At 72.2% G+C, this 25,188-nt stretch carries 22 protein-coding genes and 1 pseudogene; 13 read left to right on the top strand and 10 right to left on the bottom strand.

What is annotated here, in order from left to right; genetic code table 11:
- Window positions 1-31: 31 nt before the first annotated feature.
- The gene (locus tag ACN28F_RS17340; RefSeq protein WP_421358668.1) at window positions 32-1,381 is read right to left on the bottom strand and encodes an MFS transporter; all 1,350 of its coding nucleotides are present in this window, start codon (window positions 1,379-1,381) and stop codon (window positions 32-34) included.
- A 50-nt stretch (window positions 1,382-1,431) separates the two neighbouring features.
- Here ACN28F_RS17340 and ACN28F_RS17335 point away from each other — a divergent pair, with 50 nt between their 5' ends.
- Window positions 1,432-2,121 (top strand): FadR/GntR family transcriptional regulator, encoded by a 690-nt coding sequence (locus ACN28F_RS17335; protein ID WP_421358666.1) that lies wholly within the window; start codon window positions 1,432-1,434, stop codon window positions 2,119-2,121.
- Between the two features lie 88 nt (window positions 2,122-2,209).
- Here ACN28F_RS17335 and ACN28F_RS17330 read toward each other — a convergent pair whose 3' ends face one another.
- Window positions 2,210-2,812: a hypothetical protein gene (locus ACN28F_RS17330; RefSeq protein ID WP_421358664.1), complete on the bottom strand. Its 603-nt coding sequence runs from the start codon at window positions 2,810-2,812 to the stop codon at window positions 2,210-2,212.
- 541 nt (window positions 2,813-3,353) lie between these two features.
- On the opposite strand from ACN28F_RS17330, the gene mscL reads away from it, so the two are divergent.
- The 4 genes and pseudogenes from mscL to ACN28F_RS17310 form a co-directional block, all read left to right on the top strand.
- A complete protein-coding gene (gene mscL, locus ACN28F_RS17325; RefSeq protein ID WP_289208960.1) occupies window positions 3,354-3,806 on the top strand; it encodes a large conductance mechanosensitive channel protein MscL in 453 nt (150 codons plus the stop codon).
- Between the two features lie 321 nt (window positions 3,807-4,127).
- Window positions 4,128-4,418, top strand: coding sequence for a hypothetical protein (locus tag ACN28F_RS17320; protein WP_289208959.1), 291 nt, complete (start codon window positions 4,128-4,130; stop codon window positions 4,416-4,418).
- 53 nt (window positions 4,419-4,471) lie between these two features.
- Window positions 4,472-4,774: a hypothetical protein gene (locus ACN28F_RS17315; RefSeq protein ID WP_289208958.1), complete on the top strand. Its 303-nt coding sequence runs from the start codon at window positions 4,472-4,474 to the stop codon at window positions 4,772-4,774.
- A 44-nt stretch (window positions 4,775-4,818) separates the two neighbouring features.
- A pseudogene (locus ACN28F_RS17310) lies at window positions 4,819-5,466 on the top strand (DUF6642 family protein); the annotation flags it as partial.
- A 288-nt stretch (window positions 5,467-5,754) separates the two neighbouring features.
- On the opposite strand, the gene ACN28F_RS17305 reads toward ACN28F_RS17310, so the two are convergent.
- Both ACN28F_RS17305 and ACN28F_RS17300 read right to left on the bottom strand, forming a co-directional pair.
- Window positions 5,755-6,663 carry a serine hydrolase gene (locus tag ACN28F_RS17305; RefSeq protein ID WP_353850552.1) on the bottom strand — a complete coding sequence of 303 codons (909 nt, stop codon included), beginning with the start codon at window positions 6,661-6,663 and terminating at the stop codon, window positions 5,755-5,757.
- A gap of 7 nt (window positions 6,664-6,670) precedes the next feature.
- A complete protein-coding gene (locus ACN28F_RS17300) occupies window positions 6,671-7,582 on the bottom strand; it encodes a LysR family transcriptional regulator (RefSeq protein ID WP_289208956.1) in 912 nt (303 codons plus the stop codon).
- Window positions 7,583-7,708: 126 nt separating this feature from the next.
- Here ACN28F_RS17300 and bla point away from each other — a divergent pair, with 126 nt between their 5' ends.
- A complete protein-coding gene (gene bla / locus ACN28F_RS17295) occupies window positions 7,709-8,626 on the top strand; it encodes a class A beta-lactamase (protein ID WP_289208955.1) in 918 nt (305 codons plus the stop codon).
- A gap of 39 nt (window positions 8,627-8,665) precedes the next feature.
- Here bla and ACN28F_RS17290 read toward each other — a convergent pair whose 3' ends face one another.
- Window positions 8,666-10,915: an ATP-dependent RecD-like DNA helicase gene (locus ACN28F_RS17290; protein ID WP_421358661.1), complete on the bottom strand. Its 2,250-nt coding sequence runs from the start codon at window positions 10,913-10,915 to the stop codon at window positions 8,666-8,668.
- A gap of 182 nt (window positions 10,916-11,097) precedes the next feature.
- Here ACN28F_RS17290 and ACN28F_RS17285 point away from each other — a divergent pair, with 182 nt between their 5' ends.
- Window positions 11,098-11,676 (top strand): hypothetical protein, encoded by a 579-nt coding sequence (locus ACN28F_RS17285; protein ID WP_289208954.1) that lies wholly within the window; start codon window positions 11,098-11,100, stop codon window positions 11,674-11,676.
- A gap of 91 nt (window positions 11,677-11,767) precedes the next feature.
- Window positions 11,768-13,807 carry an AAA family ATPase gene (locus ACN28F_RS17280; protein WP_421358659.1) on the top strand — a complete coding sequence of 680 codons (2,040 nt, stop codon included), beginning with the start codon at window positions 11,768-11,770 and terminating at the stop codon, window positions 13,805-13,807.
- Window positions 13,808-13,833: 26 nt separating this feature from the next.
- Here ACN28F_RS17280 and ACN28F_RS17275 read toward each other — a convergent pair whose 3' ends face one another.
- The 3 genes from ACN28F_RS17275 to ACN28F_RS17265 all read right to left on the bottom strand — a co-directional run bounded on the left by ACN28F_RS17275 (window position 13,834) and on the right by ACN28F_RS17265 (window position 18,390).
- Window positions 13,834-15,840: an AAA family ATPase gene (locus tag ACN28F_RS17275; protein ID WP_289208952.1), complete on the bottom strand. Its 2,007-nt coding sequence runs from the start codon at window positions 15,838-15,840 to the stop codon at window positions 13,834-13,836.
- A 191-nt stretch (window positions 15,841-16,031) separates the two neighbouring features.
- Complete coding sequence (locus tag ACN28F_RS17270) at window positions 16,032-16,940, bottom strand: DUF2993 domain-containing protein (protein ID WP_421358657.1); 909 nt, start codon at window positions 16,938-16,940, stop codon at window positions 16,032-16,034.
- 55 nt (window positions 16,941-16,995) lie between these two features.
- Window positions 16,996-18,390 carry a nitronate monooxygenase gene (locus ACN28F_RS17265; RefSeq protein ID WP_421361430.1) on the bottom strand — a complete coding sequence of 465 codons (1,395 nt, stop codon included), beginning with the start codon at window positions 18,388-18,390 and terminating at the stop codon, window positions 16,996-16,998.
- Between the two features lie 385 nt (window positions 18,391-18,775).
- On the opposite strand from ACN28F_RS17265, the gene ACN28F_RS17260 reads away from it, so the two are divergent.
- Complete coding sequence (locus tag ACN28F_RS17260; RefSeq protein WP_421358655.1) at window positions 18,776-20,287, top strand: hypothetical protein; 1,512 nt, start codon at window positions 18,776-18,778, stop codon at window positions 20,285-20,287.
- 61 nt (window positions 20,288-20,348) lie between these two features.
- On the opposite strand, the gene ACN28F_RS17255 is transcribed toward ACN28F_RS17260, so the two are convergent.
- Complete coding sequence (locus ACN28F_RS17255) at window positions 20,349-20,858, bottom strand: class I SAM-dependent methyltransferase (RefSeq protein ID WP_289208949.1); 510 nt, start codon at window positions 20,856-20,858, stop codon at window positions 20,349-20,351.
- Complete coding sequence (locus ACN28F_RS17250) at window positions 20,855-21,586, bottom strand: prepilin peptidase (protein WP_289208948.1); 732 nt, start codon at window positions 21,584-21,586, stop codon at window positions 20,855-20,857. The genes ACN28F_RS17255 and ACN28F_RS17250 overlap by 4 nt, the downstream gene beginning before the upstream one ends.
- 666 nt (window positions 21,587-22,252) lie before the next feature.
- Between ACN28F_RS17250 and ACN28F_RS17245 the strand changes: the two genes are divergently transcribed.
- Genes ACN28F_RS17245 through ACN28F_RS17230 form a run of 4 tightly spaced genes read left to right on the top strand, consistent with a single transcriptional unit; the run spans window position 22,253 to window position 25,118 of the window.
- Window positions 22,253-22,714, top strand: coding sequence for a hypothetical protein (locus tag ACN28F_RS17245; RefSeq protein WP_421361428.1), 462 nt, complete (start codon window positions 22,253-22,255; stop codon window positions 22,712-22,714).
- Complete coding sequence (locus ACN28F_RS17240) at window positions 22,708-23,667, top strand: hypothetical protein (protein ID WP_421358653.1); 960 nt, start codon at window positions 22,708-22,710, stop codon at window positions 23,665-23,667. The genes ACN28F_RS17245 and ACN28F_RS17240 overlap by 7 nt, the downstream gene beginning before the upstream one ends.
- Window positions 23,664-24,314 carry an SAF domain-containing protein gene (locus ACN28F_RS17235; protein ID WP_421358651.1) on the top strand — a complete coding sequence of 217 codons (651 nt, stop codon included), beginning with the start codon at window positions 23,664-23,666 and terminating at the stop codon, window positions 24,312-24,314. Before ACN28F_RS17240 ends, ACN28F_RS17235 begins: the two co-directional genes overlap by 4 nt.
- 3 nt (window positions 24,315-24,317) lie before the next feature.
- Window positions 24,318-25,118, top strand: coding sequence for a ParA family protein (locus ACN28F_RS17230; RefSeq protein WP_289208944.1), 801 nt, complete (start codon window positions 24,318-24,320; stop codon window positions 25,116-25,118).
- Window positions 25,119-25,188 lie beyond the last annotated feature (70 nt).

Below are 25,188 nucleotides of genomic sequence, written 5' to 3'. Positions count from 1 at the left end.
CCCGGCCGACTGGCGGTCGTCGCTCGACCGGTCAGCGCAGTTCGTCCTCGATCCACCGTGGACGGGCAATCGACCAGCCGACACCGGTCTGCACCAGCAACGCCACAACGAGCAGGCCGACCGGCGCCACCCAGTCACCGGTCCGCCCGTACAGCAGGCCCACCGACAGCGGGCCGACCGCCGCGATCAGGTAACCGACGCTCTGGGTGAACGCCGACAGCGACACGATGCCCGCGCCGGTCCGGGCCCGTAGCCCGATCATGGCCAGCGCCATCGGGAAGGTGCCCTGACCGAGGGCGAGCAGCACCATCCAGACCAACGCCAGGTCGTACGGCGACCACAGCAGCCCGGCGTAGCTCAGCCCGGACGCCAGGGCGGTACCGAGCACCAGCGGCCGCAGACTGGTCATCCGGCCGGCCAACGTCGGCATGACCATCGCGATCGGCACGCTCACCGCCGTGACACCGGCCAGCAGCAGCCCGGCGGTCTCCGCCCGGAAGCCGGCGTCCCGGAACAGCTGCGCCAACCAGCCCATCTGCGCGTACGCCGCGAACGACTGGGCACCGAAGAAGACCGCCATCAGCCAGCCGAGCCGGGTCCGGCCCGCCCGGATCCGTACCCCGGCGGCGGCCGCCGGGCGCGGGGTGCCGGCAGCGGCAGCGGCGCGGCGCCGACTCCGCCAGGCGATCGGCACCCACAGCACGGCGGCGGCCACCGCGACCAGCGCCCAGAAGCCGAGCCCCACCCGCCAGCTGCCCGCCGCGTGGGCGATCGGCACCGCCGTACCGGCGGCCACCGAGGCACCGATGGTCAGAGACATGCTGTACGCGCCGGTCACCAGGCCGATCCGGTGCGGAAAGTACTGTCGGACCAGCATCGGCAGCAGGACGTTCGCGACCGCGATCCCGGCCAGGGCCAGCGCGCTGGTCGCCACGAACAGCCAGGCGTCGCCGGTCGCCACCCGCAGCAGCTGCCCGAGGGCGAGCGCGCCCATCGCCGCGACCAGTAGTCGCGGCGGGGAGAAGCGACGGACCAGCCACGGGGTGGCCGACCCGACCGCTGCGAAGGCCAACGCCGGCAGGGTGGTCACCACTCCGGCTTGCAGGGCGGACATCGGCAGGCCGGTGCGGACCTCGTCGAGCAGCGGACCGAGGCTGGTGATCGCCATCCGCAGGTTGAGCGCGACGAGCACCATCGCGGCGAGCACCAGGAGCGCGCCCTGGCCGGACCGGACCTGCTGGCGGTGGGTGGCCCGGTGCCGCCCGCGCCCGCCGGGATCCGGCAGCCGGTCGCCCGCCGGGCCGGTCGGGGCCGGTGCCGGCGCCGGTGCCGTACCGGTGCGGACGGCGGTCCGGGTGGCGAGGGCGGTTGGCGGAGTCATGCCTGCCATCCTAAAATCATGGGATGATTTATGGTCGGGTGATGTAACGGATGACACCACCGGTACCTTCCCCTGCGGCCGCTGCCCGGCCCGCCCGCTCCCGGCAGACCCTGGTCCGCCAGGCGATCGAGTCGCTGCGCGAGCCGATCGCCGCCGGCGACTGGCCCCTCGGCTCCCGCATCCCCACCGAGCCGAAGCTGGCCGAGGCGCTCGGCGTCGGGCGCAACACCGTCCGGGAGGCGGTACGGGCGCTCGTCCACGCCGGCATCCTGGAGTGCCGGCAGGGCTCCGGCACGTACGTCGTCTCCACCGACGAACTCGCCGGTGCCGTCGCCCGCCGCTGCGCCACCGCCGAATGGCGGGAAACCGTCGAGGTCAGGCGCGCCTTCGAGGTCGAAGCGGCCCGGCTCGCCGCCCAACGCCGTACCCCGGCCGACATCGCCGCGCTGGACCGGGCCCTCGCCGACCGGGAGGCGGCGTGGCGCACCGGCGATCTCGCCCCGTTCGTCGAGGCCGACATGGCCCTGCACCGGGCGATCCTGGCGGCGGCGCACAACGTGATGCTCGCCGAGCTGTACGACTCGATCGGCGCGGCGATGCGGACGACCGTCGCCGAAGCCGTCGGCCCACAGTTGCACCCCGACCGGCACGTCGACCACGCCCGGCTGGTCGAGGCGATCCGCGACGGCGACCCGGACCGGGCCGCCCGGGAGGCGGCGGCCTACCTCACCACCGACTGACCCCGGCGGGTACGCGTGGAAGGGCCGGACCCCGGGGTACGGGGTCCGGCCCTTCGACCTGTCTGCTGTGTCTGTGTCTGGTTCCGGGTCAGCTGTTCCAGTGCTGGGCGACGAGTTCGGCGGCCTGGGTCTCCCACTGGGCGTAGTGGTCCGGGTACGCCGACACCTGCACGGTCTGCGCGGCCTCGGTCAGCGGCATGTCCTGCCAGCCGTCGACCTGCTTCAACCCGTTGAGGAACGCGGTGGTCGAGTACTCGACGTCGGTGATCTGCTCGACGGTGCCCCAACCCGACGACGGCCGCTGCTGGAACAGGCCCTGCGAGTCGTGGTCGTTACGGTCACCCAGGTGGCCGAGGTTCTCCAGCTTCGACTCCTGCAGCGCGGTCGCGATCGCGACCACGGCGGCCCGCTCGTCCATGCCGGCCTTCTTCGTGGCGGCGATGATGCCCTTGACGTTGTCGGTCTGCTCGCTGCTCAGGTCGATGCGGGACTGCTCGCCCTGCACACCGTGCGGGATCAGCTTGGCGGTGTCGACGCCGCTGTCGCTCGCGGCTGCGGCGGCGGGTGCGGCCAGGGCGGTGGGGGCGTGGTCGGCGGCCAGGGCGGGGCCGGCGATCGCGCCGCCGGCCAGGGTGAGACCGGCGATGCCCAGAGCGGTGGTGCGCAGGGTGCGGGTGATGATCGTGGTCATAGGGGGGTCCACCTTCCGTTTTCCGAGGGGGCACACCCGCCACCCGGGCCCCGGGAAGCGTGCCGGGGCGGGCGGTCGTGCGGGGTGTGCGGTAAACGGTCGTCCGGGTGGTACGGGGACGCGGCGGCGGCTACTCGCCCGCTCGGGGCTGGCCTTCCGTGCGTCGCGACAATGTACAACCATGCGGGCCGGCCGGCCATTCCCCGCAGTGGCCTCGCGGTCCGCCACGTCACCGACCGTGACGGCGCTGGACAGGGACACCGTCCGGGCGATATACCTCAGAGGAATGATTATTCCTCACAGGAATACTGTTCTACCGCAGTACCGGTCCGCCAGGACGCCCAGGCGGGTGCAACCGGCAGGCATGCCGGGGCTGGCCGAAGCGGTCTACTGCGCGTCGCGGACCATGCACAACGACCCGGCCCGGCGGATCATTCCGGGCCGGCCTGCGGGCGGAGCCGCGCAGGCCAGGGGCCGCTGCGGCGGCGGTCACGGGTAGGTTGTCCGCGACATCTCGCTCTGGCCCCCGGGAGTACCCCTCATGCTTAAGGGTTTCAAGGACTTCATCCTGCGCGGCAACGTCATCGACCTCGCGGTCGGCATCGTGATCGGTGCGGCGTTCACCGCTGTCGTCACCCAGTTGACCAAGTCGTTCCTCGAACCGTTCATCCGGCTACTGACAGTGCTGCTGACCGGCGGAGACGGCGTCGCGGGCTCGGTGGTCACCGTCCGCGGAGTCGAGTTCGACTGGCCGGCGTTCGTAAACGCGGTGATCACGTTCGCGCTGACCGCCGCCGCGCTCTACTTCCTGGTCGTCCTGCCGATGAATCGGCTGGCCGAGCGGCGCCGTCGGGGCGAGGAGCCGCCGCCCGCCGCGCCGAGCGAGGAGATCAAGCTGCTGACCGAGATCCGGGACGCGCTGGTCGCCCGCGCAAGCCAGCCAGGCACGCCGGGGCAACCGGGCCAGCCAGGTCAGCCGGGCCAGTTCCGCTGATTCACTCCACACCCCCAGTCGACAACCCTTCGTAGTTGCTATATCGCTCCCAGTTGTCGAAAAGAAGACGACAGGCCGACCCGGCCTGAGTGACACTGAACACATGCAGCAGCTAGCCGGGACGAGCTCCCAGGACTGTGCGACGCCCGCCCGCCCCCTACCCGACCTGAACCGCCCACCCGCGAGACCGGCCGGCGGGCGGGCGGCCACGCTCATCCGGAGCCGGTGCGACGACCCGACCTGCGGCGCCTGCTACCAGCGCCCGGAAACCGACTGACCAAACACCTGTCCTGTCGAACACATGTTCGATAGGGTCGCCCGGTGGAGCAACGTAAGCACTGGTGGAACGGGGTGTGGGGGCGGCTCGCCCGGCGGGACGTCTTCCTGCGTACCGACGCCGACCACTGGTACGTGGAGGCCCGGGTGGGCGGGGCCGACGGACGGTCCCGGTTCACCGAACACGGCACCGAGGACGCGGCGTACGACATGGTCCGTCACCTGCTCGCCGGGCCGGGCGACTGGCGGGAGGTCTCCGACGGACCCCCAGCTGCCCGCCACCGGACGGCCGAAGAGGTTTGTCCGCCGCCGGCGCGGGGAACCGGGCAACCATGAGCAGCGTCGACGAATTCGGGACATCGGACCCGATCCAGCGGACAGCGCCTGGGATGACGGTGGTCGACGTACACGGTGATGTCGTCGGCCGGGTCGCCCTGGCCCAGGTCGGCGACCCGGCGGCGGTGGCCGTCGAGGGCGACGTCGACCCGCAGGACGCGATCGGCGACCAGGTGCCGCACCCACAGGCCGGCGACGAGCCGACCACCGCTCCGGACATCGCCGCGCGGCTGCTGCGTACCGGGTTCATCAAGATCGACGGCGTCGGCTACGCCGGGGCGGACCAGATCGCGGCGGTCGAGGTCGGCACGGTCCGACTGACCGTTTCCCGATCCGAGGTGACACCACCCGCCTGACCGGCGGTATGGTCACCGGGCGGACCGGCACGGTGGGGGGCGACGTGGCGCGCGGTGGTGTCTTCTGCATCGAAGGTCAGTGGCACCGTGACCTCAACGAACGTGGATCCGTGCTGCCCACGCTGGAGTTGCTGGAACGGCTCGGCCGGATCCGGTTCATCCACCGGGACGCCGCCACCCCCGACGAGCTCGCCTACTTCCTGGACCGCTGGCTGCTACGCCAGTACGCCGACTACCGGGTCGGCTTCTTCGCGATGCACGGCGAGCCGACCCGGCTCTGCCTGACCGAACGCCACCACGTCGACCTCGACGACGTCGCCGACCAGATGGCCGGCCGGTGTGCCGGCAAGCGGCTCTACTTCGGCAGCTGCTCGGTGCTGCGAGCCTCCGACGTGCGGATGCGGGAGTTCCTCGCCACCACCGGTGCCGCGCTGATCTGCGGCTACACCCGGGAGGTCGACTGGGTGGAGTCGGCCGCGTTCGAGACGGTACTGCTCGACGTACTCGCCAACGGGGTCTACAACAACGCCGCCGAGCTGCGGATGGGCTCGTCGCACTGGGCACCGTTGGCGGCGTACCTGGGGTTCCGGATCGTCTACGCCAACGGCCGCACCTGGCGCCCGGCCGGCCGGCAACGCGCGTCGGCCGGCCGGCAGCCGGCACCGGCGGCCGCCGAACCGGCAGCAGGAGGCTCCCAGCAGGTGCCGACGCAGGGCGGCAGGGCCAGGAGCGGCGCGCGGAGCAGGCCCTCGGGCATCGCACGGAAGGATCGATAGCAAGCAAGGCGGCATGGCTGAATCTGTTCGCGGTCGAGCGCGCCGTGTTTGCGCCGGCGGCCTGGCGTGGGTTCGTCGACCTGGCCAAAGCGAGCCGGCTCCGAAAGCTGACCGCGCCAAGATCAGGTGAGTGCTATGGACCTGGACCGCACCCCGCCGTCGAGAGGTCCATAGCGCCCACCTGATCTTGGGATGTCGGTCGGGTCAGCCGCCCACCAGCCGAAGCTCGTCGTGCAGACTGCGGGCGACGTACGCCATCGAGGCCTCGGCCGCCGGCTGCACCATCGCCGGCACCCGGGACTCGGTCAGCGCGGCGACCGCGTAGATCTGGCCATTGGCGTGTTCCACGACGCCGATTTCGTGCCGCAGATTGAGCAGGGTGCCGGTCTTCGACGACCAGCGGGCAGCATCGGAGCTGAAATCGGGTGCGAGTCGCTGTCGCAGCACGTTGTCACCCATCAGCTCGCGGACCCGGCCGGCAACCCGTTGGTCCATCGCGGTCGGCAGCCAGAGTTCGTGCAGGAGGTCGACGAAGGCGCGGGCCGATCCGGTACTGGCCCGGCTGACGTCGAGTTGGGCGACCGGGTGGCCATGACCGGCGGTCGCCGCGCCGATGGCCAACGACTGCGCCAGGTGACTCTCCTGCGGGGCGAACCGTTCGGCAGGGGTGTCGGTCAGGTCACTGATCGGGTGCCGGACGATGATCCCGGACAGCCCGAGCCGGCGCAGCCCGATGGTGACCTCCGCTGGCGGCGTGAGGCCGAACAACGCGTCGGCGGCGGCGCCGTCGCTGATCGCTGTACTGAGATAGAGCAGGTCCTCGACGGCCACTGTGGCCGGGTGGCGGAACTTGCTCAACCCGGTCGGGCCGGGCCCGGCGACCCGGTTCGGGCGCACCAGGATCGGCGTCGCCGGATCGAGTTCCCCCCGGTGGATCCGGTCCAACGTGACCACCGCCAGCGGGACCTTGACCAGCGACGCCGCCGGGAACTCCAGGTCGGGGTCGATGCCAAGCTCGTCGCCGGTACGCAGGTCACGGACCAGGACGGAGCCACGGAGTCCCGCCTCGTCGAGGGTGGCCCGTGCCAGCCGCAGCACCTTGGCGACGCCCATGCCTTCCCTACCGTTGCTCGTCGGGCGGGGCACCGAGGCAGGCTCGCACTGCGGCGTCCGGTAGGTCGTGCAACCGCCGGGCGTCCTCGGCCAACCCGGCGGCGATGTCGTAGCCTCGGGCGAACACCTGCTCGCCGATCGGGCGCCAGCGCAGCCCGAGATCCCGGGCCTGACTGGCCGAGCAGAGCAACAGGTCGCCGCCGTACACGTCGGCGAGCGCGGCGACGAGTCCGGGGGCGAGCCCGACCTGCGTGGGTGCCAGACCAACGGACTGGGCGAGATGGATCATCCGGTCCCGTACATGCGGGACGTCGTCCTCGGGCTGAATCCAGATCCGGTGGCGGACCGGGTCACGCCGAAACCGACCAGGGCGCAGCGCGGCGAGGAAGATCGGGTCGGCGGCTTCCGGATCGGCGGCGTCGCCGGTGGAGTCGTCGGACGAGCCGGCAAGCCCCAGCGGCACCTGCCACCGGCTGCCGTCGGGTGCCACGGCGAGCAGCGCCGCGCGTACCTCCAGGCCGTGGACGAGGTCGGCGCGCCCCGCCGGATCGGCGGGGACCAGATCCAGTCGCAGACCGTCGGTCCGGGCTTCGGCGACCAACCGGGCCAGCCGCCGGGGCGGGCAGATCGCCGGTACGGCTAGCCGGAGCGGGCGCTGTCGGGCCTGCTCGGCGTGGTGTTCCAGGGTGTCTGCGAAGTCGACCAGGCGCCGGGCCGAGGGCAGCACGTCCCGCCCGAAAGCGGTCAGGGTGATGGCGCGTGACGAGCGGTCGAACAGCCGGGCACCGAGGTGCTGTTCGAGGGTGGCGATCCGCCGGCTGGCCACGGACTGCGGGATGCGGGCCGCCGCCGCGCCGATGGTGAAGCTGCCGTGGGCGCTCACCGCAACGAAAGCCCGGCAGGCGGCCACCACGTCCACGGCAGCTGATTCTATGCCGGCCCTATGCCGAATCAGCATCAGAACGCGCGTCGCCGTCTTTTACCGCATCCGACTCCTCTGCCAGGCTGACTGGCGTCCCAAGTGCACCGGGAAAGGATGCTCCGCATGACTTTGCGTACCTCTGTCCGTATCGCCGTCGCGGTGGTGGCACTCGTACCGCTGGCGGGCTGTGTGACCTCGGGCCCGCCCGACGCCGCCCCGAGCGCTGTCGGGCAGCCGACCACGACGGCGACCACCGGCGCACAGCTGGTCGAGCTCCGACGCCTGGAGGAAAGCTTCGACGTCCGGCTCGGCGTCTACGCCGTCGACACCGGCACCGGCCAGATTGTCGAACACCGGGCAGACGAGCGGTTCGCGTACGCCTCGACCTTCAAGCCACTCGCCGCAGCCGCGGTGTTCGACCAGACCACCGATGCCGAGCTCGATCAGGTGATCCGTTACAGCACCGATGACCTGGTCACTTATTCACCGATCACGGAACAGCACGTCGAGACCGGAATGCCGCTGCGCGACATCGCCGACGCGGCGATCCGGTACAGCGACAACACCGCCGGCAACCTGTTGCTGGAGCAGCTCGGTGGCCCTGCCGGCTTCGAGAAGCGGCTGCGGGAGATCGGCGACGACGTGACCGATCCGGACCGCTGGGAGACCGAGCTGAACGACTACACCCCGGGCGACCCCCGGGACACCAGCACGCCGCAGGCACTGGCCGAAAGTCTGCGGGCGTACGCCGTCGGCGACGCGCTCGCCACGGACGACCGGGACCTGCTGGTCGACCTGCTGGTGGCGAACACCACCGGCGACGAGCTGATCCGGGCCGGTGTACCGGCCGGCTGGCGCGTCGGCGACAAGACCGGCGCCGCCGGATACGGCACGCGCAACGACATCGCCGTGGTCTGGCCGCCCGACGGCCAACCGATCGTGCTGGCGGTGCTTTCCGACCGGGACGATCCGGACGCCGGGTACGACAACGCGCTGATCGCACAGGCCGCGCAGGTCGTCGTCGCCGCGCTGCGGCCGTGAGATCCAGGCCCGGGCTATGAGAAACGGGTCGGGCAGGGGTCAGTCGGGTGCCAGTCGGTGGGTGAGTGCGGTGTGCCGGCGACCGGCCCCGGCGGTCCGGACCGCGATCGCGATCGCCTTGCGCGAGCCGACCAGCACGACGAGCTTCTTCGCCCGGGTCACCGCCGTGTAGAGCAGGTTGCGCTGCAGCAGCGTGTACGAGCTCATCGTCACCGGGATGACCACCGCCGGGTATTCGCTGCCCTGGGAGCGGTGCACGGTGATGGCGTACGCGTGCTGCAGCTCGTCGAGCTCGTCGAACTCGTACTCGATGTCCTCGTCCTCGTCGGTGCGGACGGTGAGTCTGCGGTCCTCGGTGCTGATGGCGGTGACCACGCCGATGGTGCCGTTGAAGACCCCGGCGGTGCCCTTGTCGTGGTTGTTACGGATCTGGATGACCTTGTCGTTGATCCGGAACACCCGGGCCCCGTGGCGCCGTTCGGGCCGGTCGTCGCGCGGCGGTGCGAGGGCCTCCTGCAGGGCGACGTTGAGGTTGCCGGCACCGGCCGGGCCCCGGTGCATCGGGGCGAGCACCTGGATGTCGCGGGCCGGCACCCGGAACTTGCGCGGAATCCGGCGGGCGACGACGTCGACGACCAGGCCGGCGACCGCTTCCGGGTCGTCGGCGGCGAACAGGAAGAAGTCGGCCATGCCGTCGGTACGGGGCTGCTCGCCGGCGTTGATCCGGTGTGCGTTGACCACCACCCCGGACTCCTGAGCCTGGCGGAAGATCCGGGTCAACCGCACCTGCGGTACGGCGGGCGCGGCGAGCACGTCGCGCAGCACCTCGCCGGCGCCGACCGACGGCAGCTGGTCGACGTCGCCGACCAGCAGCAGATGCGTGCCGGGCGCCACCGCCTTGACCAGCTTGTTGGCCAGGATCAGGTCGAGCATCGAGGCCTCGTCGACGACGATCAGGTCCGCGTCGATCGGGTTGTCCCGGTCGTACGTCGGATCGCCGCCGGGCCGCAGTTGCAGCAGCCGGTGCACGGTGGCGGCCGGGTGCCCGGTGAGCTCGGTCATCCGCTTCGCGGCCCGGCCGGTCGGCGCGGCGAGGACGATCTTGGCACCCTTGGCGGCAGCCAACGTAATGATCGACTTGACGGTGAACGACTTGCCGCAGCCCGGACCGCCGGTGAGCACCGCGACCTTCGACGTCAGCGCCAGGCGTACCGCCTGCTCCTGTTCGGGGGCGAGGTCGGCGCCGGTCCCGGCACGCAGCCAGGCCAGCGCCTTTGCCCAGTCGACGTCGGCGAACGCCGACAGCCGGTCGGCCCGGTAGTGCAGCAGCCGCAGCAGGCTGCCGGCCAGCGAACATTCGGCCCGGTGGAACGGCACCAGGTAGACCGCCGGGATGGTGCCGCCGTCGCTGGTCGGGTTCGGCACCGCCTCGCGTACCACGCCTTCCTCGGTGACCAGCGCGGCGAGCGCGTCGCGGACCAGCTCGACGGCGACGCCGAGGATGCCGGCGGCGTCGGTGCACAGGTTCGGTTCCGGCAGGTAGCAGTGCCCGTTGTCGGCGGCCTCGGAGAGGGTGTACTGGATGCCGGCCTTGATCCGTTCCGGGCTGTCGTGCGGGATGCCGACCGCCTGCGCGATGGTGTCGGCGGTCTTGAACCCGATGCCCCAGACGTCGGCGGCCAGCCGGTACGGCTCGTTACGCACGATCGAGATCGACGCGTCGCCGTACTTCTTGTAGATCCGTACGGCGAGTGAGGTGGTGACCCCGACGCCCTGCAGGAAGATCATCACTTCCTTGATCGCCTGCTGTTCGATCCACGCCTTGGCGATCAGCGAGGTCCGTTTCGGGCCGAGCCCGGGGACCTCGACCAGGCGGGCCGCCTCCTCCTCGATGACCCGCAGCGTGTCGGCACCGAAGTGGGCGACGATCCGGCCGGCCATCTTCGGCCCGATCCCCTTGATCAGCCCGGACCCCAGGTAGCGTTCGATGCCCTGCACCGTCGCCGGCAGCACGGTCGTGTACGAGTGGACCTCGAACTGCCGGCCGTACTTCGGGTGCGACCCCCAGCGGCCCACTAGCCGCAGGCTCTCCCCGGGCTGTACGCCGAGCAGCGAACCGACCACGGTCAGCAGGTCGGCACCGGAGCGGTCGGTGGCCACCCGGGCGATGGTGTAGCCGGTCTCCTCGTTGGCGTAGGTGATCCGTTCCAGGACCGCGTCCAGGACGGCACCGGGCCGCGCCGCGCCAGCCGGCGGCGCGGCGGCGGGTCGTCCGGTGGTGGCGGTCACCGGTCGATTATGCCGATCGGCACCGCACCGACCTCGGTAGCGCTGGCCGGTGGGGCAGACTGCCTGGCCGGCGCGGGGCACACTGCCTGGCCGGCACGTGGCACACTGCCTGCTCGGCGCGGGAGCACCGGCGCCGTACCGCCAGATCCCCACCCCTTTGCGCAAGAGAAGGTCGGCGACCGATGGACCAGCAGTTCCTGCAATCCCAACGACAGCTGCTCGTACGGCAGCGCATCCGGCTGATGGTCAACCAGTACGAGGTGTGCGCGGCGCAGCCCGACGGCTCGCCGGGTCCGTTGCTGGCCTTCGCCCAGCAGAAGCGGATGGCCTTCCGGGAGCAGGTCACCCTCTACGCCGACGACCAGCGGCAGCAGCCGCTGCTGGGCTTCAAGGCCCGGCAGGTCATCGACCTCGGCGCCACCTACGACGTGACCGACGCCGCCGGCACGCCGATCGGACTGTTCCGCAAGGACTTCGCCAAGTCCCTGCTGCGGTCCACCTGGCACCTGGAGCAGCCCGGCCTGGGCGTGGCCACCGGCGCGGAACGCAACATGGCGGTGGCGATCCTTCGGCGGCTCAGCGACATGCTGTCGTGGCTGCCGTACCACTTCGACTTCACGATCGACGGTCAGCCGGCGTTCTCGGTGGTCCGCAAGTGGGGTCTGCGGGACAGCTATCTGGTCGACATCCACCACCCGCAGTTGGACCGGCGGTTGGTCATCGTCATGGCGGTCGCGCTGGACGCCCTGCAGTCGCGCTGACGGCCTCGCCGGGCCCGGTCCGCGTACCGCCCCGTCGGGGCGGGCGGACCGGGCGGCCGCAGGTGAGCCGTCCTCACTAAGATATCGATTTGTGACAGCCGGATGTGGCGAAGTTTCCAGCAGTCTGGGCCAGCGGCTGAAGCAGACCCGGGAGCGCTACTTCGTCGGCCGGGTAGCGGAACTCGACCTGCTCCGCCAGGCCCTGGCTCGGGCGCCCGAGCCGTTCAGCGTGCTCTACCTGCACGGATCCGGTGGCGTCGGCAAGTCGACCCTGCTGCGTTACTTCGGTGACGAGGCGACGGCAGCGGGGCGGCGGGTGGTGCACGTCGACGGTCGCGCGGTCAGCCCGTCCCCGGCCCGGTTCGAGGCCGCCGCGGCAGCGGCGCTGACCGACGAGTCGGCCGTCCTGCTCGTCGACTCCTTCGAGTACTGCCAGGGGCTGGAGGACTGGCTGCGGAACCGGTTCCTGCCCCGGCTGCCCGAGTCCGTACCGGTGGTGCTGGCCGGGCGCTCCGTGCCCGGCCCGCAGTGGCGGGCCGACCCGGCATGGCGGGACCTGCTCAAGGTGGTACCGCTGCGGGACCTGGCCCGGGAGCACGCGGTGGCGCTGCTGACCCGCCGGGGCGTACCGGCGGAGCTGCACGAATCGGTGCTGGCCTTCGCCGGCGGGCATCCGCTGGCGCTGCGTCTCGCCGCCGAGGTGGCGGTCACCCACACCCCGGCGGTCACCGCCACCTGGCGGCCCAGCCTGAACGTGGTGGAAACGCTGCTCACCCAGCTGATCGGGGAGACCCCGTCGCCGCAGCACCGGCTGGCGTTGGAGATCTGCGCGCACGCCCGGACCACCACCGAAGGGCTGCTGCGGGCCGTGCTGGACGTCGAACCGGGGCCGATCTTCGCCTGGTTGCGGGAGCTGCCGTTCATCGAGTCCGACGCCCGGGGCCTCTACCCGCACGACGTCGTCCGCGACGCGCTCGACGACGACCTGCGCTGGCGGGATCCGCAGGGCTACGAGACCATGCACCGGCGGCTGCACGACTACCTGCTGGAGCAGGCGTTGGCGGCGACCGGCGCGGCGGTGCTGCCCGCCGTCGGCGCGATGATGTACCTGCAGCGGCACGCCCAGGTGATCCGCCGGTACTTCACCTTCGGCGGCGAGGGCAAGGTCTACGAGGACGTCTACCGGCCGCCGGACCGGACGGCGGTGCTGCGGCTGGCCACCGAGGCCGAGGGCGCACAGTCCGCCGCCGTCGTCGACTTCTGGTTGGCCCGCCAGCCGGACACCTGCTACGTCTACCGCAGTTCGGCGACCGACGAGGTGGTCGCCTTTCTGGTCTGGTTGCGGCTGACCGACCCCGACCAGGCCGAACTGGACGCCGATCCGGTGGTGGCCCGGGCCTGGCGGCACTGCCGGTCGACGGCTCCGCTGCGGGCCGCCGAGCACATCGGGATCGCCCGGTTCATGGTGCACCCGCCGGCCTATCAGCGTCCGTCGCCGGTCAACGACCTGATGCAGATGCGGATGCTCGCCCACTTCCTCCACGACAAGGGCCTCGCCCTGCACTACCTGGTGCTGCACGACGCGGAGTTCTGGGCGGCCCACGTGACGTACTTCGACGACCACCCGGTCGGCGAGGCTCCGCCCCGGGTCGGCGCACGCGCGTACCACCTGTTCTTCCACGACTGGCGGGTGACGCCGCTGATGCAGTGGCTGGCCCACAACCAGCAGCAACTGCTGTACGGCCTGCAGCCGAGGCCGGCGAACACCGGCGCGGACCTGCTGGTGCTGTCCCGGCCGGAGTTCGACGCGGCGGTCCGCTCCGCCGTCCGGGCCTGGCGTCGCCCGGACGAGTTGGCGGCCAACCCGCTGACCCGCAGCCGGCTGGTGGCCGACCACGGCAGTGCCGACCCGGTGGCGGCGCTGCGCGACGTGCTGGGTGCGGCGATCGACGACCTGCGCGACGATTCCCGGCTGCACCGGGTGCTGGTCACCACCTTCGTGCACGGTACGCCGACCCAGGAGGCGGCGGCCGACCGGCTGGGGCTGCCGTTCAGCACCTACCGTCGGCACCTGACGAGGGGGCTGGACCGGCTGAGCGATCTGCTCTGGGACCACGAGGTGCACGGCTGAGCTGACCATGCGACGATGCCGGCCGGCTACGAGTCGGCGCGCCAGAGCAGGTCGCTCAGCCGGTCGATGGCGCCGCGCAGGTGTCGCTTGTAGGTGGAGGCCGGCAGGCCGAGCCGGTCGGCTGCCGCCTCCTGGGTGGTCGGGCCGTCGAAGTAGGTGGCAGCCAGCACCCGGTGCAGCTTCGCGTCCCGGGGGTCGTCCCGCATCGACCGTGCCGTGGCGGTCAGCACCGTACCCAGCGCCTCGGCCGGGTCGATGGCACCGGACCCAGAGCTGAGGGTCACCACCGCGCTGCGGGTCAGTGGGTTGCCCCGTAGCCGGGCGGGGTCGTGCAGGTGCCGCAGGGCGGCGCGGACCGCCTTGTCGAAGTCCGGCCGGGCCAGGACGGTACGCGCCGGCGGGTCGACCGTCGGCCCTGGTGCGCCGGCCAGGGGCCAGGCGGTGATCCGGTCGGCCCACACGTCGACCGGCACCGCCCGCCAGTCGTGGGCGTACATGTCGAAGGGTCGGCCGCCGACGACCGGCCGCGGCTCGACCAGCCGGTGGTCGATGAACTCGGCGACCCCGACCGCCTCGGGGTCGAGGCTGACGAACGACCAGGCGACCCGCTCCGACCTGATCCACCCTTGCAGGGTGCGCACGTGCATCAGGTCCCGCACACCGGAGCTCCGCTGTCGGGGCAGCGGGTAGCTGAACCTGGTCAGCAGGATGTGCTCGCCCGGCCGGGGCGGCGCAGTGGCGACGTACCGCCAGGCTGCCGCGACCACCGGGTCGACGGCGACCTCCTCAGGGTCGGGCCCGGTCAGCCGCAGCGTCACCTGGAAGCCGGCGACGACGGCGTCGACCGAACGGCGGTACACGTCGAACGCCTCCGGCTGGCGGTCCAGCCAGAAGGCGACCAGGTCGGCTCCCCCGTCGTCGGCGTCGCGGGCGATCCGCAGCAGCGTCGTGCGGTCGGCGACCCGCAGCTGGTCCGGGTAGACCGCGCCACCGGCGCGACGCATCGCGTACGGCGCCATGATCGGGCTGTCCTGCAGGATGTGGTACAGCGAGCGGACCGCCGGCAGCACCGCGTCGCCGCTGGCGGCGCGGGCCCGGTCGAGCAGGTGTGCGGCGACCCGGGCGTGCATCACCTGGTAGCCGTGCGGGTCGCGCCACCGCAGGTCGGCGTCGAGCACACTGCGCACCACGTCGTGCGGCATCACTCCGTCCTGGTCGGACTCGACGAACGGCAGCCGACGCAGCCAGGCGAACAGTTCGGCGGCCGGCTCGCCGACCACCGCCCGCAGCAGGTCCTCGGTGGTGGTCAGGGCATGTGAGCAGGTCTCCAGGGCGAGCCGGTGCTGCGCCGACGGCACCTCGCCGACGAGCTGCCGCAGCAGCGTCGCGACCACGTCCGGGGACGGGGCCCAGCTGGCGGCTCCCTGGCCGTCGCGGACGGCGACCGTCGCGGAGAGATTCAACGCGAACGGGTGCCCGCCGGCGAACCGCAGCAGCCCGTCCCACAGCTCCGGCGGGACGCCCCGTCGGTCGAGCAGCTCGGTGGCGGACTCCGGCGGCAGCTCGTCGAGGCCCACCACCTGCAGCAGCCCGGACCAGCCGAGGTCGGAGGTCCACTCCCGGTCCGGCGGGTGCTGGCTGGCGATCACCACCAGCACGCCGTCGGGGATGCGCGGCAGGAACCGGTCCCGTAGCCAGCTTTCCAGCCCTTGGCAGCGTTCGAAGGTGTCCACCAGCAGCACCGAGGGCGCGCCGCTGAGGGCCGCGTACGCCGCCGCGGTGAACCCGGCCGGGGACGGGTCGATCCCGGCGCTGTCGATCTGGACGACGATCCGGCCGGCGTCGCGGGCCAGCGCCGCGAAGCGACGCAGCAACATGGACTTGCCGATGCCGCCGGGCCCGTGCAGGTACCACACCGGAAGGCTGTCGGCGGCCCCGGCGAGCGCGGCCCGGAAGGCGGCAAGTTCGGCGGTACGGCCGACGAACGCCTCGTCGCGGGCCGCTCCCAGTCTGTCCGCCAGCCGCCCCGCCACCGCACCCCCTGTGTTCCAGCCCTGGAGGCATACTACGTTGCGTTACTACCACCGGTGCACGGCAGCCCCGCTCACGCGCTCAGCGGCCGGATCGGCTCGCCAGCCGGTAATCGGTCGTCGCTCTGCGTACCGGTGGGAGTGGTCGGTGAGCGGCTCGTCCACGAAGGACCGTGCCGGTTGCCGGTGGGTGCTCACCCCTGCTCCCGGCATGGCTCGGTGTCGTTGCTCCCGGCCGACGCGGTGGGGCGCAGCCGGGCCATGTCGTCGAGATCGATCGACTCCCCGCCGACCGCCAGGAGCAGGCCGTCGGCGGTCACGGTCAGTTCCTGGTACGTGAGCCCGGCGGGCAACTCGGGCAGTTCCCGCTCGATCCGGCGCTCGCCGAGGGCACCGGGCAGCTGGTCGGCGCTGCGGCGCAGGCCGAACAGTTCGACCTCGACCGGGGTGATGCGCAACATCCGCCCGTCGAGCTCCGGGACGGCGTACACGGTGACCGGTAGGGCCTGGCCGAGCATCTGCGCGGTCAGCTCCACCACGAGCTGACCGTTGTCGGTGCCCCGGATGCGCAGGTCGGACGCGTCGAACAGTCCACCACCGAACACGGTGCCGGCGTCGGGCGCGGTGTCATCCGATGTGGTGTCGTCCGCCGCGCCGCCGTCCGGCAGGGTTCCGGCCAGCTCGGTGAGCCGGCCGAGGTCGATGGTGGCCGCTGCGGACAGCTGACCGACCCGCACGCCGGACGGGCTGGTCAGGTCACCGACGATCTCGACGTCGCTCAGCCGCACGGTCACCCCGGCGACCAGCGGCTCACCGCCGATGTCCAGCCCACCGCCGATGTCCAGTTCGCCGCCGCCGAGCTCGTCGGCGGTGATCGTGAGCCCGGCGAACCGCCCGGTCAGCAGCTGGCTGACGAACGGGAAGCCGTGCACGGTGACGCGGGGCGGCTCGGCCATCCCGGTGGCACAGGCCACGGCGTCGGCGAGCCGCCCGGCGACCAGCCGCGCCGCGACCCGGTCGGCGACGAGCAGGGTGGCGAGGACGAGCCCGACCGCTGTGACCGCCAGCCACGGGCGCCGACTACGTGGTCTCCAGATCCGCATGCCCCGATCACACCCGCCACGGATGGGAGCCGGACGGGAGGAAGATGAAAGTCCGTTAAGACCGTGCCGCGGCGAGCAGATGGTCGACGACGTCGGCCGCCGAATAGTCGACGCCGTGGCGGGTCAGCTGACGCAGGAAGGCCAGGTCCTGCCCGAGGGTCACCAGCGGCGGCTCGGCGTAGCCGTCCGGCCGGTGCTGGCCGAGGCCGACCGCCGCGACCAGGCCGTTGCACAGGCAGCGGCTGCCGACGGTCTCCTCGACCGACCCGCCCTTGCGTACGTACTCGTCGACCGGTTCCGCCGGGCAGCGGTACCCGACACCACCACCGTCACGGCGGTACGGGGTCCGCAGGTAGCCGAGGTCGCACAGGCGGGGCCGGTCGGCGTAGATCTGCTCGTCGGCGACGGTGTCCGGCAATGCGGCGATCTTGAACGGGAACCCGGTCGGCGAGGCCCGTACGTCGTTGCGCACCACCAGTGCGCCCTGACCGGCCTCGTGCAGCATGCGTCGGCGGATCGCCTCGTCCAGCCCGGACTCGCGGCACAGGGCGAACGCCGTACCGACCTGGACGCCGGCGGCCCCGGCGGCGCGGGCCTCGGCCAACCGCTGCGGGCCGGTCTGCCCGCCGGCCAGCCAGAACGGCAGCCCCAGACCGGCCACCTTCGGCACGTCGAGCTGGTCGCGCGGGCCGTACACCGGTTCGCCGTCGTCGTCGACGGTGAGCCGCCCGCGTGGGCGGGCACTGTGGCCACCGGCGACCGGGGACTCCAGGACGAAGCCGTCGGGGCGGGTGACCTCGTCGCGGGCGAGGTACCCGGCCAGGGTCGCGGAGGAGACGATCGCCAGCAGCCGGGGGCGGCGCAGGTCACCGACGGCCTCGCCGAGCAGTTCCACCGGGTCGAAGCGGACGTGGTGCTCCTCCCCGGGAACGGCCCCGTGCACCGGCACGGTCAGCCGTACCGGACGGTGTCCGGCGAGCCCGTCCAGCAGGCGCGGGATCTCGGTCGGCAGCCCGGCACCCATCAGGACGTAGTCCACCCCGGCGAGCATGGCACCGTACACCGCCGCCGGGGTCGCCAGCTGGATCTTCTCCAGATAGTTCACCCCGACCGGACCGTCGTGGCCCTCGCGGGCCAGATCCACCTCGACGAAGTTCGCCACGACGGCCAGCAGTTGACCGTGGCGGGCGGTCCGCAGTCCGAGCCGGGGCACCGGCCGGTACGCGGCCGTCGGCGACGCCCCGTCCGGTACGAAGTACCGGTCCTGCACCTGTTGCGCGATCCGGGGCACCGGGAACCGGGCGAGTGCCCGTCGGACGTGCCCGCCCGGGTCGCCACGCTGCAGGCGACGGGCGAGCAGTACGTCGAGGGCCACGCCGGAGACCACGCCGAGCTGGCCGGTCCGGGCGACGGCGCGGGCCAGGCGCCAGCTCGACACGCCGACGCCCATCCCACCCTGTATGACCGCCGGCAGGCTCGTCGCGGCCGGCGTCGGAGTGTGTGCCACCCGTTCAGCGTGGTCGCTGCGACGCCGGCCGGCCAGGGGATCGCCGCCCGGTGTCGTCGGGCACAACGCCTCTACCGCTGGCCGGTATGTCCTGGGAGCGGGCAGCACGGGCAGGCCGGGCCACGGGCAGCGGGCAGCGGGCAGCGGGCAGCCAGTGTCTGCGTCATATGCCGGCGAAGACCTATGTTGCGCGCCTTTCGGATCTCCGCGACGAATCGTCAGGGGAGTTGCGGTCCTGGATGGATCATGGCTACCGTGCGCTGTCCTTCGTGAATAGACCGTGCGAAGCGACATTCGTTGAATCGTCCAGCGGGGAGACAAACAGCGCATGCACATCAGGACACCTTTCCGGCGGATCGCCGCGGCCGGCCTCGCCGCCGGCCTCGCCGGCCTGTCGATCGCCACACCGGCGCGGGCCACCGAGCCGGCTGACGTCGCCTGGGCCCAGCCGTACATGGAGTACGTGGTCAACATCGCGATGGACGCGACCATCCCGAAGCCGGTCAAGGTCGCCGTTGAGAACAGCGTCCCCACCACGGCCGTGGACGTGTCCGTGACGATCGACGCCTCGATGGTGTCGGACGCGTTCCAGCTCGACCTGCCGGGCACGGACCAGGGCTGCACGGTCGCCGGGAAGGTCGCCACCTGCGTTCTCGACGAACTGCCGGGTGACTCGTCGCACGTCTACACCATCGACGCCCTCCCCGGCGATCTCGAGGTCCTCGAGTACCAGGGCCTGATCCAGGTCACCACCTCCGCCGCGAACATGCCGCAGGACCAGCAGACCGAGGGGTACGTCCAGCTGGCCTGGCCCGGGGTCGACCTGGTCGTCGCCCCCATCGACGACGTGACGCTGGAGCCGGGCCAGAGCATGGCCGTGCCGGTCGAGGCCGCGAACGTCGGTACGGTGGCCGCCGCCGGGGTCGAGGTGGTGCTCAGCGTCGGGCTGGACCTGGAGCTGCCGGACCGGTACGACAACTGCGACTACGACGCAAACTTCCTGGAGCTGACCTGCCAGATCCTCGGTGAGGTCGGCCCGGGGGAGGTCTTCGCGCTGCACGAGGAGACCCCGCTGCGGGTGAAGGTCGCCGACGACGCACCTGGCCCGGGAGAGCGGATCGTCAACGTCGTGGTGCACCCGCTCGGCGACGAGCAGGTCTCCGCGCTCGGGTTCCGGTCCGCCGAGGCGGCCGGGGAGCAGTTGCGGCTCACCTCGGTGGAGCCGCTGTGGGACCTGAACGACTCCGACAACTGGACCGACTTCCTCGTCGACATCCCCAGGCAGCCCGCCGACACCGTCGCGGTCGGTGCCACGGTGGACGGCAGCGTCGGCGACACGGTCGACATCGAGGTGGGGATGCGCAACGACGGGCCCGCCAGGCTGAACTCCCCGAACGAGGTGTGGGCACCGTCGGCACTGGTCACGCTGCCGGACGGAGTCGAGGCGGTGACCGTCGACGAGCGCTGCACGCCGGTCGTGGACGACCAGCCGGTCTGGGACGACCGGGGCAAGCCGGTCGGCCTGGTCTACCTGTGCTTCCCGACGCACAGCCCGGTCGCGGGTGAGTCGTACCTCTTCGCATTCCAGGTGAAGATCGTCGGCGCGGCCGGTGCCGTCGGCACGGTCGTCGTCGACGGCGGCGTACAGGATCCGGACACCAGCAACGACGTCGCGGAGATCGCCCTCGGCACGGGCGGTGGCGGCGGCGCCGGCGACGGGCTGCCGGTCACGGGTGCCCCGGCCGCGCTGCTGGCCGGCGCCGGAGCGCTCCTGGTCGCCGCTGGCGCGGTGGCGGTGCTGATGTTCCGCCGTCGTCGGATCGTCACGGTCGTCGACTGACCGTACGCCTGCGCACTGACGGATGCCGCCGGGCCGTTGGCCCGGCGGCATCCGCCGTTCGTCACGGCCGACGGGCGGCCAGCCGCTCGATCAGGCCGAACCACAGCCGCCGGCGTCCCTCGGCCACGAAGCCGCCGCGCAGCGCCAGGTCGGCCGGGTGGGCGTGCCGCCACCGGTGTTCGCGGTGGTCGAGCAGGAGCAGTCGGCCGCCGGGTCGCAGCACCCGGCGCATCTCGGCGAGTACGGCGGCCCGGTCGTACACCGAGCAGAGCGCCAGGGTGCAGACGACAGTGTCGAACGACTCGTCGGCGTACGGCAGCGCGGCGGCGTCGGCCTGCCCGAGGGCGACCCGCCGGCCGGCGGCGGCGGCCCGACGCCGGGTGACGTCGAGCATGCCGGGGTCGACGTCGATGGCCACCAACTCGACGTCGGATGGGTAGAACGAGACGTTGCGGCCGGTGCCGACGGCGATCTCCAGGGTCCGGCCGGTCGCCCGACGGCACAGCCAGGGGCGGCTGTTGCCGACGATCAGCCGTTCCGCCCACAGCCCGACGGTGTCCATGGTGATCATTGCTGTCCCACCAGGGTCAGCGCGGCGACGGTGCCCGCCACCAGGAACGGCCCGAACGGCAACTGCTGCGACCAGCGGATCCGGCCGAGCAGCAGCAGCCCCACCGCGACCGCGCCGGAGCCGACGAAGGCGACGAGCAGTCCGGCCAGGACGGTCGGCCAGCCGAACCAGCCGAGCACCGCGCCGATGCTCAACGCCAGCTTGGCGTCGCCGAGGCCGAAGCCCCGGGCACCGAAGATCACCGTGGTGGCGGCGAACAGCAGGGCGACGGCCGCACCGGCGGCGACGGCGCGCAGCCCGGCGTCGGGCCGGCCGGTGACCAGTGCGGCGAGGCCGAGCAGCGCCCAGGTGCCGGCCGCCGCCGGGTAGGTGAGCCGGTCGGGCAGCCGGTGCACGGCGAGGTCGACGAAGACCAGCGGGACCATCCAGGCGGCCCACCAGAGCAGTGCGATGGTGACCGGCCAGGGCGTGCCGGCGGCGAGGACCGCGAGCCCGACGACGAGCCCGACGGCTTCGACGGCGAACGGGGGCGCACCGATCCGCGTACCGCAGCCGTCGCAGCGGGCCAGGGCGGACAGCGTCCGGGGGGACCGGCGCGGTCCGATCGGGGCCCGGCACCGTGGGCAGCCGGTACGCCAGGGTTCACCGGCCGGGACCGCGTGGGCGGCGACGGCCCACCGCAGCACCGGGGTGATCACCGGTACGCCGACCAGACCGGGTCGAAGCATCCGACCAACACCTCACTCTCAGTAGTTTCATGATCGCTGACCCTGCGTGGCACCGGACCCGACGCGCCGGGCCGAACCACTCGCGCCATCCAGCACCACCGACCGCCGGACCGAGACTCCACCCCATCGACGGCGACTTCCAAATCGGACAGAACGCGAACGTTGCCGGCAATTCGCTAACGCCGATGGCCGTTTTCGATCAGTTGTCATCGCTTGACAGCGCGACCACCCCCGGCTCCGGGAGATGAACAGGAATAGACGGACGGCACTCCTCCTTCCATCGCCACCGAACCCAAAGATCGTGACTCTGAGTGTTGTTCTGAATTGCCCCTGTTGCTGTCGCGAGCGTCAGCCTATGCTCCCCCCTTGAGCGATGCACTACTGCCGGGAAACATCGGACTCCACCGGCTGAATTGTGTCGTTGGCGGAGGTGAGCGCGCGGCCGGAGGCAACCGGAGGCACATTCCAGCGGGGAGTGCGACCGCACCCCGAAACATCGACGTTGGTAATAGTGTCGGTCACCGTACGCCGCGACGTCCGGCCCGGCAGGCACGAGGAGGACGGACCGTGGGGCTCACCGCGCCACGCTGGGCAGCAGCGACGCTCGTCGCGTCGGCGCTCGCGGCTGTCGGCCTCACCGCGTGCGCCACCGAACCGACCGCCGCGCTGCCGCCGCTGACCGCACCCGCCGCCACCGACGACCCGGCCGCCGCGCAGGCGGCCGACGCCGCCCTCGCCGCGTACGAGGGGTACCTCGCCGTCGCCGAGGACGCCGAACACGAGGCAGACCCGCATCACCCCGATTTGAAGAAGTATCTGGCGGATCCTCTCCTGACGCAGGTCCGGCTGGGCATTCGAGACGCAAAGGAGCGTGGAGCCATGCGTACCGGCTCACTCATCTCCGACCCGACGGTGACCGAAGTCAATCTTGATTCGGTGCCGGTGACGGTGGTGATCCAGGACTGCCTCGACGCCAAGAATTACCGGATGGTCTACGCCGACGACACCGACAAGGTCGTCCCCGGCACCGAGGTCGGCCGCTACCTGGCCACCGCCACCGCGACCCGCTACGACGACGGTCGCTGGCTGATCAGCAGCGGCGTCGCCCACCCGGACCAGCCATGCTGACCGCCGCCGACCCGAAGCAGCCGGGCCGGCTCGCCGGCCGGGCCGTCGGCACCCTGCTCACGGCAGTCGCCGGAGTCGCCGTGCTGGCCGGCGCCGCCGTGCTGGTCGCCGCCGCGCCGGTCGCCGCCCAGTCCGGCAGCCAGTGCACGATCACCCAGGCACACTGCGACGGCTGGAGCGAGGGGCCCGGCACCCCCGGTGGGCCCGGCGACGACGGCGGTGGCGACTCCGGTGGTGGCGACGGCGGCGGGGCCGGCCCCTGCTACCGCGACGGCGTCGAGTTGCCCTGCTACGACGACATCGTCGGCTGGTTCAACCGCGAGGACGAGTGCTACTACAAGGCCGCCGAACCCCAGCCGCCCGGCGGCCGGGAGGGTTGGACGGCGTATCAGATCAGTTGCGTAGCCGGGCAGGTCTCCCTCGAACCGGAATGGCTCGAGAACCCGCCGCCTGGGTACGAGGCTCCGCCGGACCCGGCCGAGCTGCGCCGCCGCGCGTACGCCCGGATCGACTTCGAACGGCCGGCGCTGCACACCGCGCCCGACCCCGACCAGGCACCGGGCCTGGTCGGCCTGCCGGTCTGGGTCTGGTCCGAGCGCACCGAGGCCGCCTGGGGGCCGCTCGATGAGTCCGAACGCGACCGCGACGTCAGCGTCGTCGTCCGCGCCGAGGTCAGCGGAGTCACCATCGACATGGGCAACGGCGACAGCGTCGAATGCGCCCCCGGTGACCTTTTCGACGCCTACCAGCCGGGCGTCGACGACCCGCTCGATCCCAGCTGCGGATACCTGCCGGGCTACCGGGCCCCCGGACAGTACGCGGTCACCGCGACCGTCACCTGGAACGTGACCTGGACGATCAACGGTGAGCCGCAGGGCACCTTCGCCACCCTCGACTTCGAGTCGGTTCCGGTCACCATCGAGATCGACGAGCTTCAGGTGGTGCGCGAATGACCGTGGCGACGACCCGCACCGGCACCGGCACCGACGCCCCGGTCACCCCGCCGAAGATCGTCCGGCAGCGGCGGATGCGGCCCGGCCTGCTCGGCCTGGCGGTCCTGCTGATCGCCCTCGGCGGGCTCGGTTCGGCGTTCGCGGTCACCTCGGTCCGGGCCACCGGCTCCTACCTGGCGATCGCCCGCGACGTGCCGGTCGGCACCGTGCTGAGCGCCGACGACCTGGTGACCGTGCAGGTGGCCGGCGGGCAGGCGATCAAGCCGGTGCCAGCCAGCCAGCTCGACCAGGTGATCGGCCTGCGGGCGGCGGTGGCCCTGGTGCCGGGCAGCCTGCTCACCCCGGCGCAGCTGACCAACGAACCGATGATCGGGCCCGACCAGCAGCAGATCGCCCTCGGGCTACGCGCCGAGCAGGTGCCGGCCCGGCGGCTGAACCCGGGCGACAAACTGCTGCTCGTCGGCACCCCGGGGCGCAACGCCGGCGATGCCGCGGTCACCCGGTTCGACGCGACCGTGATCGACGTGGCCGCCGACGACCGGGGCGGGGTGATCGCCTACCTGGCGCTGGCCGCCCGGGACGTACCAGCCGTGGTGGTGCTCGCCGCCGAGAACCGGGTCGCGGTCGTGCTGACCCCGGCGGCCTGACGGATGGCCATCGTCGCCCTCGTCTCGGCCAAGGGGTCTCCCGGGGTGACCACCAGCGCGCTGGCCTGCACCCTCTCCTGGCACCACCGGGTGGTGCTCGCCGAGTGCGACCCGGCCGGCGGGACGCTGATGGCCGGCTACCTGGGTGGCGCGTTGGCCGGCCCCCGCGGCATCGGCGAACTCGCCGTCAGCGAGCTACGCGACGGCAACCTGGAGGAGGCGTTCTGGAGCCAGCTGGTCGACCTGGACGCGCCCCGGCGGGAGCGGCTGCTGCTGCCCGGGGTCGTCGACCCCGCGCAGATCGGCAGCGTCACCCCGCTGTGGCAACGCTTCGCGGACTTCTTCGTCGGCCTTGAGCAGGGTCGACCACCGTACGATGTGATCGTCGACTGTGGTCGGCTGTACGTCGCCAACCCACCGTGGCCGATCCTGCGGGCGGCGACGATCGTCCTGGTGGTCGCCGCCGCCCACCTGCCCGACCTGTCCAGCGCCCGCTCGGCGGTCGCCACGATCGAGCGGGACTTCGCCGAACACCGGGTGCCGCCCGGATCGCTGCGGCTGCTGCTGGTCGGTGACGGGCACAGCCGTGCCGAGATCAGCAAGGCCCTGCAGCTGCCGGTGATCGCCCGGCTGCCGGCCGACCCCCGGACCGCCGAAGTGCTCAGCCACGGCGGCACCGTCAAGCTCAACCGGCCGCTGCTGCGCGCCGCCGGGGCGCTGGAGGTCCCGGTCCGGTCGCTGATCGAACGCCGGCAGGCGCGGCTGCGCTGGCCCGCGCTGGAAGGGGTCCCGCATGCGGTTTGAACCAGTGTCCAGCGACCCCCGCGACCACCCGGTCCAGCAGCCGGCCCGACCCGACCAGCCCGCACAGCCA

Origin of the sequence: Solwaraspora sp. WMMA2101 (assembly GCF_049179175.1) — a bacterium.
Lineage (GTDB): Bacteria > Actinomycetota > Actinomycetes > Mycobacteriales > Micromonosporaceae > Micromonospora_E.
This window is presented reverse-complemented; position numbering and strand designations above follow the sequence as displayed.